Source organism: Parathalassolituus penaei, from assembly GCF_026626885.1.
Lineage (GTDB): Bacteria > Pseudomonadota > Gammaproteobacteria > Pseudomonadales > Oceanobacteraceae > Oceanobacter > Oceanobacter penaei.
In genome coordinates, this window is record NZ_JAPNOA010000019.1 from 185,871 (window position 1) to 201,108 (window position 15,238).

General features: G+C 56.0%; 17 protein-coding genes. 5 read left to right on the forward strand and 12 right to left on the reverse strand.

Annotation, left to right across the window (positions count from 1 at the left end):
• Nucleotides 1–69: 69 nt before the first annotated feature.
• From OUO13_RS06690 to rpsF, 7 genes are all read right to left on the reverse strand, one after another.
• Entirely contained in the window at nt 70–621 is a 552-nt protein-coding gene (locus tag OUO13_RS06690) for a GNAT family N-acetyltransferase (protein WP_283173088.1), read from the reverse strand.
• 13 nt (nt 622–634) lie between these two features.
• Nucleotides 635–1,204 carry a GNAT family N-acetyltransferase gene (locus OUO13_RS06695; RefSeq protein WP_283173089.1) on the reverse strand — a complete coding sequence of 190 codons (570 nt, stop codon included), beginning with the start codon at nt 1,202–1,204 and terminating at the stop codon, nt 635–637.
• Nucleotides 1,205–1,229: 25 nt separating this feature from the next.
• Entirely contained in the window at nt 1,230–2,618 is a 1,389-nt protein-coding gene (gene dnaB / locus OUO13_RS06700; protein WP_283173090.1) for a replicative DNA helicase, read from the reverse strand.
• A gap of 140 nt (nt 2,619–2,758) precedes the next feature.
• The gene (gene rplI / locus OUO13_RS06705; protein WP_283173091.1) at nt 2,759–3,205 is read right to left on the reverse strand and encodes a 50S ribosomal protein L9; all 447 of its coding nucleotides are present in this window, start codon (nt 3,203–3,205) and stop codon (nt 2,759–2,761) included.
• Nucleotides 3,206–3,233: 28 nt separating this feature from the next.
• Nucleotides 3,234–4,097, reverse strand: coding sequence for a hypothetical protein (locus OUO13_RS06710; protein WP_283173092.1), 864 nt, complete (start codon nt 4,095–4,097; stop codon nt 3,234–3,236).
• 10 nt (nt 4,098–4,107) lie between these two features.
• Nucleotides 4,108–4,338 carry a 30S ribosomal protein S18 gene (gene rpsR, locus OUO13_RS06715; RefSeq protein ID WP_283173093.1) on the reverse strand — a complete coding sequence of 77 codons (231 nt, stop codon included), beginning with the start codon at nt 4,336–4,338 and terminating at the stop codon, nt 4,108–4,110.
• A gap of 13 nt (nt 4,339–4,351) precedes the next feature.
• Nucleotides 4,352–4,780, reverse strand: a complete 429-nt coding sequence (gene rpsF / locus OUO13_RS06720) for a 30S ribosomal protein S6 (protein WP_283173094.1) — start codon at nt 4,778–4,780, stop codon at nt 4,352–4,354.
• 713 nt (nt 4,781–5,493) lie between these two features.
• Between rpsF and OUO13_RS06725 the strand changes: the two genes are divergently transcribed.
• From OUO13_RS06725 to OUO13_RS06740, 4 genes are all read left to right on the forward strand, one after another.
• Nucleotides 5,494–5,817, forward strand: coding sequence for a hypothetical protein (locus OUO13_RS06725; protein WP_283173095.1), 324 nt, complete (start codon nt 5,494–5,496; stop codon nt 5,815–5,817).
• Nucleotides 5,759–6,130 (forward strand): hypothetical protein, encoded by a 372-nt coding sequence (locus tag OUO13_RS06730; protein ID WP_283173096.1) that lies wholly within the window; start codon nt 5,759–5,761, stop codon nt 6,128–6,130. Before OUO13_RS06725 ends, OUO13_RS06730 begins: the two co-directional genes overlap by 59 nt.
• Nucleotides 6,131–6,243: 113 nt before the next feature.
• Complete coding sequence (locus tag OUO13_RS06735; RefSeq protein ID WP_283173097.1) at nt 6,244–6,639, forward strand: hypothetical protein; 396 nt, start codon at nt 6,244–6,246, stop codon at nt 6,637–6,639.
• A gap of 40 nt (nt 6,640–6,679) precedes the next feature.
• Nucleotides 6,680–7,258, forward strand: a complete 579-nt coding sequence (locus tag OUO13_RS06740) for an NADPH-dependent FMN reductase family protein (protein WP_283173098.1) — start codon at nt 6,680–6,682, stop codon at nt 7,256–7,258.
• Here OUO13_RS06740 and OUO13_RS06745 read toward each other — a convergent pair.
• The 5 genes from OUO13_RS06745 to OUO13_RS06765 all read right to left on the reverse strand — a co-directional run bounded on the left by OUO13_RS06745 (nt 7,236) and on the right by OUO13_RS06765 (nt 14,062).
• On the reverse strand, nt 7,236–7,682 hold the full coding sequence (locus OUO13_RS06745; RefSeq protein WP_283173099.1) for a chemotaxis protein CheX: 447 nt from the start codon (nt 7,680–7,682) through the stop codon (nt 7,236–7,238). The two genes, OUO13_RS06740 and OUO13_RS06745, sit on opposite strands and share 23 nt — an antisense overlap.
• Nucleotides 7,683–7,705: 23 nt before the next feature.
• Nucleotides 7,706–8,080, reverse strand: a complete 375-nt coding sequence (locus OUO13_RS06750) for a response regulator transcription factor (protein ID WP_283173100.1) — start codon at nt 8,078–8,080, stop codon at nt 7,706–7,708.
• Complete coding sequence (locus OUO13_RS06755) at nt 8,077–10,188, reverse strand: ATP-binding protein (protein WP_283173101.1); 2,112 nt, start codon at nt 10,186–10,188, stop codon at nt 8,077–8,079. The genes OUO13_RS06750 and OUO13_RS06755 overlap by 4 nt, the downstream gene beginning before the upstream one ends.
• Before the next feature lie 246 nt (nt 10,189–10,434).
• A complete protein-coding gene (locus tag OUO13_RS06760; RefSeq protein ID WP_283173102.1) occupies nt 10,435–12,948 on the reverse strand; it encodes an ExeM/NucH family extracellular endonuclease in 2,514 nt (837 codons plus the stop codon).
• Nucleotides 12,949–13,045: 97 nt separating this feature from the next.
• Complete coding sequence (locus OUO13_RS06765) at nt 13,046–14,062, reverse strand: CobW family GTP-binding protein (RefSeq protein ID WP_283173103.1); 1,017 nt, start codon at nt 14,060–14,062, stop codon at nt 13,046–13,048.
• Nucleotides 14,063–14,223: 161 nt separating this feature from the next.
• Between OUO13_RS06765 and OUO13_RS06770 the strand changes: the two genes are divergently transcribed.
• Complete coding sequence (locus OUO13_RS06770; protein ID WP_283173104.1) at nt 14,224–15,219, forward strand: glutathione S-transferase family protein; 996 nt, start codon at nt 14,224–14,226, stop codon at nt 15,217–15,219.
• Nucleotides 15,220–15,238 lie beyond the last annotated feature (19 nt).

Genomic DNA, 15,238 nt, shown 5'->3' on the forward strand with positions numbered 1-15,238 from the left:
CTGGTTTTATCCCTGTAACCAGCAGGCCGGTTTTTTAGATCGACAATGGCGTGCTCAAGCGAGTTCGCATCAAACGCGATCGGTGGCCAGACGGCTGTACAACACCTGATCAATCCAGCGTTCGTCAAACTCCATCTGTGCAGGCAGGCAGCCTTCGTACTGATAACCCAGCGCTTCAGCATTGGCTCGCTGCTCTGCCGCTTCCGGCACCATACGCAGTTCCAGACGGTGCAGTTGCAGCTCATCAAAGCAGAAGGATTCCACTGCGCTGATCATTTCCGCCAGCTCTTCACGTTTGACATCGTCTGCCAGTTCCCACTGCAAACGCGCTGACGACAACATCCAGTTGATGTTTTGCAGAGTGATACGAGCCTGAAAAGCGGCCAGATCATCAACGTTGTCGGAACGACGCAACACCAGCCAGGTGGCGGCTTCACGCGCCTGGAAACGCATGGTGGCACGGCGCAGTTCATCCAACGACTGCACCGAAACAAACATCGGCAGACGTGGCAGGTGTGCACCGACTTGTGGATTTTTCAGCAGACCAAACAGGGCATCACCGTCCTGATCGGCCAGCGGCAGGCGAATCACAAAGTGTTCGGTTTCAAGATTCCAGTTCACAGTAAATTCCCCCTTATTCCCCGGCCCGGGCCGTTGGGTCCGGTACATCCTGATCAAGCAGACGGTGGTACAGCTCAACGTCCACAAAGGTTTGCTCGGCGGTACGCCAGCCATCACGCTGACGGGCGCTGAGGCTGAAACCAATTCTGGTCAGCATGTCGCGATAGGCCGGGTTCTGGCCATCTACCCACTGGAACGCAAAATTGCGCAGGTGATATTTGCTGGAGAGGAATCCGATACAGGTTTCCAGCGCAGCGGCGCGCAGGTCACAGCCCAGCTCTGGCAGGCCATCAATGCGCAGGGTGATACGTAACATCGACGGTTGCCAGTCAAACGCCCCCACCACACCCAGCAGCTCATAGTTGCCTTCAGAACCAACTTCCAGTGCCCACATCATGCCGCGCTGGGTGGCAGCCATCTGCACACTCAGTTCGATCATACGATCCAGCTGTGCCGGGTCTTGCAGCGGGCGCTGGCCCGGCAGCTCCGGTTGCTGGTAAACGCGGAACAGGGCGTCTCGATCTTCAGCTGCCAGTGGCCGCACACGACCACCGTCAAAGTTCAGTTCGGGAGTAAATTGCATTACGTGCTCCAGTCAGACAACAGCCTTATTCGTCAAAGCTGTCTTCGTAGCCGTGCGCCAGATTTTCAAAGCGCGTGTATTTGCCGATAAAAGCCAGACGGTCAGTACCAATCGGGCCGTTACGGTGTTTACCGGTGATGATTTCGGCAACGCCCTTGTCCGGGGAGTCTTCGTTATAAACCTCATCACGGTAGATAAACTGGATGATGTCGGCGTCCTGCTCGATGGCGCCGGATTCACGCAGGTCGGACGCCACCGGACGTTTGTTGGGACGTTGTTCCAGCGAGCGGTTCAGCTGCGACAGGGCAATTACCGGGCAGTTGAATTCCTTGGCCATGGCTTTCAGGGAACGGGAAATCTCGGAAATTTCCTGGGTACGACCTTCGGATTTACCACTGACCCGCATCAGCTGCAGGTAGTCGACCATGATCAGCGCGAGGTCACCGGCATCGCGGTAAACCTTGCGGGCACGGGCGCGCATTTCCTGCGGCGTCAGGGCGGCGGTATCGTCGATAAACAGCGGCAGGTCTTTCAGCAGGGTTACAGCCGTCGACAGCTTCGGCCAGTCTTCGTCGATCAGCTTGCCAGAACGGATACGGCTCTGGTCGATTCGGCCCAGTGACGACAGCATACGCATCACGATGGATTCGGATGGCATTTCCATACTGAACACCAGACACGGGCGTTTGGTCGCCAGCAGGGCGTTTTCCACCAGGTTCATCGAATAGGTGGTTTTACCCATGGAAGGACGCGCTGCCACAATCACCAGATCGGCCTTTTGCCAGCCCGAGGTACGGTTGTCGATGTTGTTAAAGCCCGACGTGACCCCGGTGAGGCCTTCCGGCTGGTTGAACATCTGGTCGAGCTGATCGAGGGTCGCGCGCAGAATCGGCGCAACCCGCTGCGGGCCGCCGTCTTTGCGGCTGCCTTCGGCAATTTCGGCGATGGCTTTTTCAGCATCGGAGACCAGCGTCAGGGAATCGGCCCCGGCGGGTTCGTAGGCTTTCTGGATGATATCGGAAGCGGCTTCGATCAGGCGTCGCTGCTGTGAGCGTTCACGCACAATCAGGGCATAGGCGGCGCAGTTGTCGATGGACGGAGTCATGTCCACCAGGTGCGCCAGATAGGCACCACCACCAGCGCCTTCCAGCTGGCCACGCTCTTCCAGCTCTTCCGCCACGGTCACCACGTCAATGGCCTGATCGACCGACGACAGGTGGCTGATGGCGCGGAAGATCATGCGATGATCGTGGCGGTAAAAATCGGTGTCTTGCAGGAGTTCACTGACGGATTCCCAGGCACGCTCGTCGAGCATCAGGGCACCCAATACCGACTGTTCGGCTTCAACCGAATGCGGCGGAGTGCGGCGTGACTCGGCGGAGCCGGTATCATCCGGAATGTAGTCGTCGCTCATGATCTGTCTGCCGTGCTGTTACAGGAATAACGCCAAATAAAAAAGGCACCCGAGTATACCTCATGGTGCCTTTTTTAGGGGTTTGAAAACCCCGGTTGTGCCACTGGCTTGCCTGCCGTTACACCGCAGGCAGGACAGAATTACTCGGCAACAACGTGCAGCTTCAGGATAGCTTCCACTTCTGGGTGCAGGTGGATAACAACATCCACTTCACCAACAGCGCGGATTGGGCCGTTTGGCAGACGCACTTCGGACTTGGCCAGGGTAACACCAGCCTGGGAAGCCAGTTCAGCGATGTCACGGTTGCCCAGAGAACCGAACAGTTTGCCTTCGTCGCCAGCTTTAACAGCAACAGACAGTTCGATTTCTTCGATTTTCTCTTTGCGGTCCTGAGCTTCGGCCAGCTTGGCAACAGCCTGAGCTTCCAGTTCAGCGCGACGAGCTTCGAAGTGCTCGATGTTGGCTTTGGTAGCAGGAACTGCTTTGCCTTGTGGGATCAGGAAGTTACGAGCGTAACCAGCACGTACAGAAACCTGTTCACCCAGAGTGCCCAGGTTAGCTACTTTTTCCAGCAGAATGATGTTCATAATAATTCCTCATTACAGGGCAGCTGCGTTAATCGTCAGTGCCTGCCGTGTCTTTTAGTCGCGCGCGGATGTTCAGAATACTGTCCAGCGCCGCCACGAAAATTAGTAATGTATACATGTAGGGTCCGAAGACGAACAAACCTACATAAACAGGTAATAACCAGCCAGGACTGGCAACAGTCAGGTGCACAACACCATGAACCATTGCGATGCCTGCCAGCACCAGAGGTACTGTCAGAATGGGAACCATACCGGCCAGCTCGGGTTGTAGCTCACCAGCGGAGAACACCAGCAACAACGCCGGTAATGCATAAGCCGACGGCAAACGAAGCATCCGGAACTCGGCTGCAAATCCACCGGGGTTATACAAACGGGCCTGCCAGTGCCGCGCCAGAATCAGGCACAACACCATCATTACGCTATGGATAGCAGCCAGGCCACCAACCACAACGGCATCAACGTAGGGTAACAGTTCAGCCAGAAAAACCGGTTGTTCTGCCAGCGCTGCGCTGACTGACTGGCGGGTCGCCTCAATAACTTTCGGCAACAACTCCGGCATCAGAGCCGGAAACAACCAGTACAAAAAAATGCCCGGAACCAGAACTGCCATAACAGCAAGCTCAAGCCGGACACTGGAACGCAGGATTACGGCCAACAGGCTGGTGCCTATGACCATAACCAGAGGCGTTGGATCACCCGCAGCCACCCAGCCAATCGCTGGCAGGCTGGCCCACAGGGCAACCGGGAACGCCTCCCGGAATCCCTGACGCAGGATAACCAGGGCGATAATGGCGGCGCCCAGCCAGAACAGGATGGGAATCGCCAGTAAAAGTGCCGCAACCAGGGTAGCCCGATTACGGCTGCCCATGGCCCACTGTGCCAGGGCTACCATTCAGCAACGATCAGTTGAAGTGACCGTCGGTGTATGGCAGCAGCGCAACGTAGCGAGCGCGCTTGATAGCAGTAGCCAGCTGACGCTGGTACTTGGCGCGGGTGCCAGTGATGCGGCTTGGAACGATCTTGCCAGTTTCAGTGATGTAGCCTTTCAGAGTTTCCAGATCTTTGTAATCGATCTCAACTACGTTTTCGGCAGTGAAACGGCAGAACTTGCGACGACGGAAAAAACGTGCCATGACTCAGTACCCCTTATTCTTCGTCTTCAGAGATTTCGTCTTCAGAATCTTCTACTTCGTCTTCAGCAACCACTTGGGAGCGGTTGTCGTCACGAGATTCGGAGCGACGACGATCTTCACGGCTTTCAGCAGCCTTGATCGGAGAAATTTCGGTAACGGCTTCATCACGACGGATCACCAGGTTACGCAGAATGGCATCGTTGTAACGGAAGTTGGTGGTCAGTTCGTCCAGGGCTTCCTGAGTGCACTCTACGTTCATCAGAATGTAGTGAGCCTTGTGCAGGTCGTTGATTGGGTAAGCCAGGTGACGACGGCCCCAATCTTCAAAACGGTGGATCTTGCCGTTGGTGGCTTCGATGGTAGAGGTGTAACGCTCAACCATTGCAGGCACCTGTTCGCTCTGGTCCGGGTGAACCAGGAATACGATTTCGTAGTGACGCATTGTCAGCTCCTTGTGGGTTTTAAGCCTTCCGGCCCATCCGGTAAGGCAAGGAGTCCGTTTTTCAACAACTGCACCAACAAGAGCGCAGCAGAACCAGTGTACGGATAAAAGGACGGCGGAGACTATCAGATGGTTGCTCACTTTGCAACCAGACTGATTGCAAACAAGCGGGCGCCCAATAGCCATTCACCATCGCTTTTATTTCCGCACCATCGCTGCGGCATCCGGTCGCATTGGTAGAAACCGGCGGCAATGTCAGGATAAACAGCAATGGGGCATGAGGGTGCCCCAGTCTACATCCCCGCTACCACGGATTCCGGTAGCGGCCTGAGCGCCGGACCCACCGTCGGCGCATTTCTTTTTTCTCTTCGGCTTAACGCCTTTGTTTGCCCTGTCGTTCTGATTCAGCTGCTCTACTTGCCTGCCGCATCAACATGCCTGCCGACATCCTGCTGTTTTTCCGACGGCTACTCGGCTTGTTGATTGGCCAGTCCGCTTGCCCTCCTGGGGGACATTGTCCCCCGGCCGGGCAGGCCGTTGTGGTTCAAACCGGCTCGCCCAATGGACATTTGGCAGCCAGCTGAGCTGGGAGAAATCGGTGTGAATCGATGCTCAGTTGTAGCGTGGGCATTGATGCCCACAACAATCGCGCCAGACGCCAGCAGTCTGTAGCCGCTTTGCTAGACTGAATGGGTTAACCGAGGAAACCCGTCATGTCCCGGATTCGTACCCTTTATTGGCGTTTGCTTGATCGCAGCGGTACCCCCCGCCAGCACATGGCTATTTTTACCAGCGGTACCCTGCTGTTTTTTATCGGTATGGGGATTCTCTATTTTGCCAACAGTCGCCTGACGCCTTCGCTGGGGCAGGAACTGGTTGCCTTGCTGGCATTGGCGATTGCGGGAATGGGCGCTTTACTGGCAGCGATCGGGTATATTGCGCTCAGTCTGTTACGCATCCTGAGGCTTGTAAGTAACCATGAGCAACCCGTCCCCATCCGATCTCGAAATCTATGTGCTGAAAGCACCCGCCGATAACGTCCGGCAGTGGCTGGAATCCGAACTTGGCAGCGTAGAGGTGGTGAAGTCCGGCAGTGGCGGCCATCACTGGCGTGTGGCCGATATGGATGTGTTTTATAACGAGCAGGTCGAAGCCAATTTCAGCTGCCTGTGGTTCAAACAGAACAACACCCCATGGACCACCGACCTGGATTGTGCCCGCAGTGCCTATAAAGCGCTGGAAACTGAAATCCGTTGCGCCGCCGTACAGTGGGCCGAAAGTGAAAATGACGATCAGCCTGGCTGGGTCAAGATCACCCGAGGTCAGGAAAAGCCATTCGACTGGAATTGAGTGCTGCCTCACAGGGATCGCATGTCTGACGATCCCTGACACCTCCCCATCTTGCAAATGATAATGATTATCACTAGAGTGTACTCAGTCACGACGACACCGAGGCACTTGTCATGGTCGATTCCGTTCCCGAAGCTCTGTACAGCCACCACGGTAATGAACGCCAACACCGGCTGGAACAACTGGAAAGCCTGATCCGCTCGGCGGGTGGGCAACAACTGGAAAGCTGGCTCAACGAATATCTCGATCTGGGCCTGGAACTGGCCGCCGCTGCTGGCGCACGCCGCTTGCCTGCGCTGCAGGAAAGCTGGCTACGACGTATCTACACCCATATTCGCAACACCGCCATTTGTGATCACTGCAACGATGGCCAGCGCCAGCGTTGCCTCGAGTGTCTGTATCAGCCCTACTTCGCCCTGCGCCATCTGTATTCCGGCAGCCGCGATGGGCAGATGCACCTGCGCCGCCTGAGCCAGGACCTGTCGACCGTTTCGCGTTATCTGTTGTGAACAGCTGACGCCTACCCTGTTCATGGATTGAGGGGAACGCATGGATGCGATTTATCATCCCCACCTGACCGGAAATACCAACATGACCGCTATTGCCGTGCTTTACGACAGCAGCTGCCCCTGTTCGGCTGCCATGAGCTGGCTACTGGAAGAACAGATCCAGTGGGCCACCCTGATTCCCTGTGATCTGCTGACCTGCCAGGCCGAAGATATCCAGCCGTGGAAACACCTGATCATGGCGCTGCCTATCCATGCCATGGGTCACCCGGATGATCCCTGGGGCGATGCCTGGCCAGTGCTGGAACAAGTCAGTTTTGCCGATAAACAGGTGGCCCTGTGGGCGTTGGGGAGTGATTTCTGTTTTGATGAGGATCGCCTGCAGACCCTGAGTTGTCTGCGCCAGCGTCTGTTATTTCGGGGAGCACGTCTGCTGGGCGACGCACCGGAGTTACAGTGGCGGCCACCGGTCAGTCACAATCTGACCAGTAGCCGTCTGATTCATTGCAGCAGTGGCCGCATTTGCCAGCAGGGCATCAGCCAGCCATTACTGGAGCAATGGCTGGACTGTCTGCGACTGGCCACCGACCAGCGTGCACTTATTCCAGTGCTACCACGATAATCGACTGGTAACTCTTCCACTTGGTGGGAATCACTACACAACGGGTGTTATCCGGCAGATGAATGCGCTCGGGTTCACCCTGGATTACCACCGGTACCGAAATCATAAAATCAGCACCAAACTCCTTGCGAGCGTTACCGGCGATGGTATTGGCAATCTCGCCGACCAGATCACACAGATGTTCGCTGGAGTTATCGCGCTCTCCCATTGACGTCAGAATGTAACTCAGCATGGCTTTCGGGCAGCTGAAATAGACACAACCACGACGTTTGCCAGATACTCCGATAATCCCGGTAAAGTCAGACACCATCGGTGTTCTGGAATCCAGCAAATACGGCACTCCGACCTGAACCTCACCGACGCCAACCTGACGATAGAAGTGCGCCAGACTGTCGATAAATACCTCAATTGACTCTTTTTCCATTTCTCAGATATCTCCGTCCACAATCAGCGCGCAGGCAGGTCGGCCGCCAGCTCACTGAGGGCATCATGCAATTCATCATCGGTAAAGGGTTTGCACACAAAGCCATGAGCACCACGGCTGAGGGCGGTAATCGCCGTTGCCTTGTCGGCCAGTGCCGATACCACCAGGATGCGGGCATCCGGGCAGATAGACGCCAGCAACGGAATCGCTTCGATACCATCCATATGCGGCATGGTCAGGTCGATGGTAATCAGGTCCGGCGCGGTCTGGCGCGCCAGCGCTACGGCTTCTTCACCATTGCTGGCGGTTCCCACCACGCTGAATTCATCCAGTCCGTGTGCACGCTTGATACGACGGCGAATAATCAGGGAATCATCAACAATCATCAGGCGTTTCATACTGCCTCCGCTACCGGGTAAGCATCCGCTTCGCCGGGAATAACAAACGAGATTTCACAGTAACGCGATGGGCGGTTGGCCACCCGGATACGACCATTCAGTTGCTGAATCGCCGCTTTCACCATGTCCATTCCCACACCGCGGCCAGAATGCTCATCGGCCTTGTCAGCGGTTGAGAAACCCGGTTCAAAAATCAGGCTGATAATGCGGGTTGGCTGCATGGAGTCGATGTCATCCTGGCTGTACATTCCACGCTGCACCGCACGTTCACGCACTTTGTCGATGCTGATGCCACGGCCGTCATCCCGCACGGATACCCGAATCTGGCCATTGTCCTGCTGCATGCTGATCCGGATTTCACCAGCACCTTCCTTGCCGTACAGAACCCGCTCATCGCGCGGCTCGATACCGTGCACGACGGAGTTGCGAACCAGCTGGACGATACAATCCTGTACTACCTTGCGCTGGCCGGTTGGAATCAGATCAAACGCCGGCGCATCAATCACCAGCTTCACTTCCTTGTCCTGTTCAACCGCAATCCTGGATGCCAGACGCTCCAGCATGGCCACATCCAGCTGCGCCGGGCCTGGCCTTTTTGCAGCTTCACGCAGATTGGCAACCGGCGAACTGAATGCATCCAGAATGTCTTTCATATCGCCGATCAGGCGGAAGAATTCGTTCAGAGCCAGGGTCAGTGGCAAGAAGTCACCACCACGCAGTTTCTCGACGCCTTCCAGAGCACGCAGCTGTTCTTCAAAACCATGCGCCGCCTGCACGATTTGAGGCAGATTCAGACCACTGGCATCCCCCTTGATGCGGTGCATGATGCGGAACGCACTGCGAATCTTGTCATGATAATCATGGGCACCTGTGGTGCGTTCCTTGAGGATGTCGTTGATCGCTGCCAGAGAGCTTTCGGATTCGCGTAGGAAAATCACCAACGCTTCCTTGTCGACATGCAGCAGCTCTTTCAGCGCACTGATCTGCATACCGGAGTTCTGGCTGGCGCGCTCCAGCTCGGCACGCAGGGCCACCAGTTCGGTAATATCCAGCACGGTAACCAGAATGTGGCGAATCTGGCCAGCGTCAATGGCGCGGTTAAACCGGAACGACAGGTGTTTGACCTGATAACCGCCTGAGCGGTCCGGCAGGCTGACTTCGATATCCGACAGTGGATTGAGGGATACCACCAGGTTTTCCTTCACAGAACCGTTCAGCAGCAGCTTGATGTACTCCTCGGCGGTTTTCATGTCGCTTTCCACCACCAGACTTTTCAGCAAGGTGCGGAACGACATACCGGCAAACTCCTGTTGACCGAAAATATCGCTGATAGAACCGGAATACTGGGAACCGATAATCATGTCACGGTCGAGCAGCAACAGACCTTCACGTACGGTACGCAGGATTTCTGCGGTTTCATTACGGGCTTGTTCAGTCTCGGCATCACTGCGACGCAGCTGACCAATGAAGTGGAACAGAATCAGCAAGAAGTTCAGCACCGCGAGGGTAATCGCACCGGCCTGAATCATACGCAGAGTTTCCGATTTCTGACGGGCAACCCCTTCCAGATCCACGGTCAAGTCGTTCATCAGAGTCAGTAAACTGAGGTTGAAGGAACGCTCCTCTCCCACCAGCTTCCTCAGTAAACGCTGGTGTTTTTCGGAGCCGACTTCACTGGCAAACAGGGCATCAAAGTCCTGCTTGAGTGGTTGCCAGATGGCCATACTCTTGTCGACGGCAGTGCGCGATGCTGGTGTGCTGACCGGCTTCAGGAACAGCTGTTCGCCAGAGGCACCCTTGATGTCGCCACCTTTGGCAAAGGCATTCAGGGTTGAGTCAAACAGGGCAACGGCTTTGCGGAGTTCTTCCAGCGACGCATCGGCCGATGCCTTGCTGCCATTGACCTCCAGGTCCTGATAGTCCAGCAGAGCCTTGGCGGTCTTCTGCGACAACATACGCTGGCGGCCTGCGAGGTTTACGTTACTGGCATCTTCGGCCAGCTGGGACGAGATGTAGAAGTTCAGAACCAGAACTCCAGCATCAAGAATAATGAACATGGCTATCGATATCACGACTGCGCGATATTTGCCTAACAGTCCGGAAAACATGGGGGCGATCTCCTTCGCACAAACAGAGGTTACCCGGTTATTACAAGTAACATGCCAGAATTCGGAAGCGTCCCTTATTGGTACATCTCTGACTTATTTGTTAGCAAAACGAGAGTTTTTCTCAGTATTCGCCCTACATACCAATTGTTCTACAAACCACCTTGTAAACTAACGAGCCAGAGCCAGCACCACCAGGGTGCAGGCTTTTTTGAAGCGCATCACGACAATGCAATACAGAACAACTTATCAACGTTTACCAATGCGCAAACCAACGATAACCGGATCGTGATCGGATGAACGCCAGGCATCCGGGCTGGCGTAATGATCGATGGATGGGTAGTCCTGACCATTGGCTTCCGTCTCGTATCCCATCAGATCACTTTCAGCAGCGTTGATATGCCAGGCACCGGCACTGACCACCAGCGCCGCCAGTTCTGGCGAGGCCAGTGCGTGATCCAGACTGCCAAGCATTCCGGCATGAATGTAGGTCCATGGGTGCTCTTCGGTGGCGGCCGCAGAATGTTTGAGATCCACCAGCCCACCACTCACCAGCGCCTTGACCGGGTCTTCCATACGATAGGCATTAAGGTCACCCAGCAACATCACCTTGTTGATGCCACGAGCACTGGCCTGATCTTGCAGGAAACGTGAAACTCCTTTGGCGCCGCGCAGGCGGGTCTGGTTACAGTTGCCCTGACCATCAGCACCTTCGTTCGGCTCGCCGCACGGTGAGCCTTTTGATTTGAAGTGGGCCACAGCCAATAACAGGGTTTCACCTTCGATTCGCACCGCCTGTGCCAGTACCGGCCGGTGTTTACCACTGTCGAATAACTTGCCACGGGCGTCGGTTGGCGACGAAGACGAATCCAGCACCGCAGCATCCCCGATCAGACTCACCCGCGCCGGGCGATACAACAGGCCACTGCGAATAGCGGCACGTTTAGAGGTTTCGACCTCGACCGCCTTGTACTGGCGATCAGCAGGCAAACCGCGATTCACTTCAGACAGTAAACGGGCCATGGCCGATTGCGGGCCAAAACCATCGTTCTCCAGCTCCATCAAGGCCACCACATCAGCATCCAGACCTTTGAGCGCGGCCACAATCTTGGCACTTTGCATCTCAAAACCGGCCTGGCTACGCGCACCTCGTTCTGTCGGGAAACCACCACCCTTGCCATCACCGTTGAAGTAATTCAGCACGTTCATGCTGGCAATACGAACGTTGGCGGTAGCCGCCACCGGCGGTTTGGCCGGGCGCGGATTGGTCTGGGCAAACTGGTAATCAATTGGCACCAGCTGATACCAGTCGTTGCTGGCATGCACCAGCGCCGTCAGACGGGTAACGGAATCGCCAATCCGCACCGGACGGTCAGCGGCAAAACCACGGGCATCCGGGAACGGGATATAAGCCGGATAAGTATCGGTACTGCCGTCATCCAGCAGAATACGGTCGAGCGCCATATCCGCCACCAGCTTGCGAGCCTGCGCCGAACCCGGCGCCATCGACTCGGCAGGCTGATAATGTAACTGCGACGACAAAACCAGCTGACCCTGATTGGCAAAGCTGTAGTTTGAGCCAAAGAAATCGGACACCAGCAGCGGTTTACTGATGGTTACTCGCATGCCCTCCAGTGCTTCCAGCTGTAACAGACTGCTGACCGGCAAACTCAGACTGGCAGCAGGCGGCAGCGGCTGATTGTGAGCACAAATCTGGCGATTGGTCACTTTGGACAGCTGGGTCGTACCCCGGAATTCCGACACCAGCCCCGTCAGACACACCTTGTCACCCACGGCGATACCAGCCTTGTCATCAAACACAAAAATGCCTTCCGAGGTCATTGGATTACCGTCTTCATCGGCCTTTTCTTCCTGCAGCCAGTAACCGCGGTATTGACGAGACTCGCTGCCATCCGGCAGCCGCGTGCCCTGGGCGCTGTAGGTCACAATGGCTTCGACAGTAACCTTCTGACCGGATAACGGGCTGTCACCCAGCTCCGCCTTACGAATTTCGCCCTGCACAGCACTGATCAGGGTCAGCCCCTTGTTATCACCACACTGGGCGGAGGTGCTGGCGGTTTCGTTACTGCCGGATTTACCGCTCACAGGTTTGGAGGATTCAGGTTTTCCAGACTCCCGACTGCCGGTGTCTGTTGAACCGGCTGTACCATCACAACGATTGGCCTGGCCAGGAGTTGGCAATCCCGGTTTGAAGCTGTCGGACGAACGTGCGGCAACGCCACAACGCTGCAGGGAATCACGACTGCTGTTGCCCGCACCGGCTTCATCCAGCCAGTTTTGGCCCTTGGCCAGAAGCGGTTGTAATGCATCGCCACCGGTTTTACCGGAGCGATATAACAACGCATCCACCAGACCGCTTGTGGATGGCTTGTCGAACTGGCGCAGAGGTGTTTTCGACTGATACAGCGCCACGGCATCCGGCCCGTTTTGCAGGAAACCGTCTGCCAGCGTCTGCCCACACTTGAGACCGGCGCTTTTGCCACACAACAGCCAGAGCCCTTGCTTGTCGAGTTTTTGCCCGGCCAGATCAACAATGCGGTACGGCTGACCATTGTTGCCGTTAAACAACACCAGCCACCAGCCATCCAGCGACTCCCCGGCCTGACCACTGAGTTCGATAAACTCGGCGCGGTCCTCACCATTGGTATCAGCATCCACTTCGGAAATCAGCGGCTGGGCATTAACTGTGGCCGTCAGCAACCACAGCAGAGAAGTCATCAGTAACGGGGTTTTGAACAACATGGGCAATCCTTGAATTCAGACCGGCGGATGGTGCCGAGCACAGCCATCATCGTCAACGCCCGTTTCACGGGCGTCAGAGCTTCGGTTCATCCGTGAATTACGGAGCAAGTGGAATTTCACAGGCCAATAACGCCTGCTCCAGCGCGTCGGCATCCACCGGGCTGTGCAGAATCAATTCCAGACGGCTTTCTCCGGCGGGATCACAGGCCACTTCCGACAACACCCCTTCACGGAGGTTGTAGATGCGGCTGCCTTCATCGGTATTCATCAGCGCCTTGCCACGCTCACAATCGAGATTGCCAAGCCAGTCGGCCAGCGCCAGCGCCCGGAAAGTGCGATTGCCAGCCAGCAACCAGCCCACCGAGGTCAGGCCATCGGCCTCTTTTTGTAGCCGTTTGCCGGTTTCACCAGCGGCCAGTGCCAACGGCATTTGCAGATCCACCAGCAGGGCCGGTGCTGACACAGTCTGCACACTCGCCCCGTTGTCCGACGCCACCGCCGACACCGGCTCAGGCAAGGCTTGTAACACATCAATCGATACCTGCCCCTGCTGTACCCGAGCGGAAGCCAGCAGCGGCTGGCTTTCAACCAGCTGATCAAAAGCCTGCAGGTCATCGGCACTGCAAAGATCAATCTTGTTGGCCACCAGCACATCGGCCACCGCCAGCTGATCGGCATAAATCTCATGCTGGCGATAACGCTGCTGGCTCAGATGACGCGGGTCCACCAGAGTTACCGTGGTGCCAATCTCCAGCGTGTTCTGATAGGTCGGCTGACGCAGAATCTGCAGAATCTGGCGTGGATGACCAAGACCGGTTGGTTCAATCAGCAACACATCCGGTTTTTCACGGGCAATCAGCATATTGAGGCCGATCTGGAACGGCAGCCCGGAGACACAACAGAGACAGCCACCTGCCACTTCGCGCACTGCCACGCCATCCCCCAGCTGTTTGAGAATGGCGCCATCCACCCCGACATCACCGAATTCATTAACCAGCACCGCCCACTTCTGATCCTGCGGGCGCTGCTGCAACCAGTGCAGAATGGTGGTGGTTTTGCCGGTACCCAGAAAGCCGGTAATCAGATGAACTCGGGGACGAACAGGCTGGCTCATGACAGACAGTCTCCAGAAAATACGCAGATATAAGCTCAACCGGGGATCAGCAGGCCCGGTTATTCTTGCGAAAAATACGAAAATAATTGCCCAATATTTGCGCTTTTATCGAAAGTTGCAATCGTTAAACTGGCCATCTACCCAGATTCAACGGAGATTCCATGGGCTTGTTAATCAACGGACAATGGCACGACCAGTGGTACGACACCAGTAAAACCGATGGTGCATTCCAGCGTGAGGATGCTGCCATCCGTCACTGGATTACCGCCGATGGCAGCGCTGGCCCCAGTGGTGATGCTGGCTTCAAAGCCGAATCTGGCCGTTATCACCTGTACGTATCGCTGGCGTGCCCATGGGCCCATCGCACCCTGATTTTCCGTGAGCTCAAGGGCCTGCAAGAGCATATCAGCGTGTCAGTGGTATCCCCCGACATGTTGTCACAGGGCTGGGAGTTCGATACCGAACATCCGGACCCACGCTTCCGCAGCAACGGTGATGAACTGTTCAACAGCCGTTATCTACACCAGATCTATACCCGTCACAAACCGGATTACAGTGGCCGTGTCACCGTGCCAGTACTGTGGGACAAGCAACGCAACTGCATCGTCAGTAACGAATCATCCGAGATTATCCGGATGTTCAACTCAGCGTTTGACCAGATTACCGGCAACAGCCTCGATTTTTATCCACAGGCATTGCGTGCCGATATTGATGCCATTAACGAGCGCATCTACCACCGGGTCAACAACGGTGTGTACAAGGCTGGTTTTGCCACCGCGGCCGACAAATACGAAGCCGCCGTTAGCACCCTGTTTGCCGAGCTGGATCAGCTGGATACCTTGCTCGCTGGCCAACGCTGGCTGGTCAACGATGCGCTTGGACAATCCCATCTGACCGAAGCCGACTGGCGTCTGTTTACCACGCTGGTGCGCTTTGATGCGGTCTATTTCGGCCACTTCAAGTGCAACCTGCAGCTGATTCGCGATTACCCGGCCCTCAGCCGCTGGATGAAACGCCTGCAAAAACTGCCAGGCGTCATGGATACGGTGAACCTCGATCACATCAAGCGTCACTACTATTTCAGCCACGACACCATCAATCCGACCCGTATTGTACCGGTCGGGCCTCGTGCGGGGTTTCTGCCGGGCGCACTCTGAGGTGATCCAGCCGATCTGG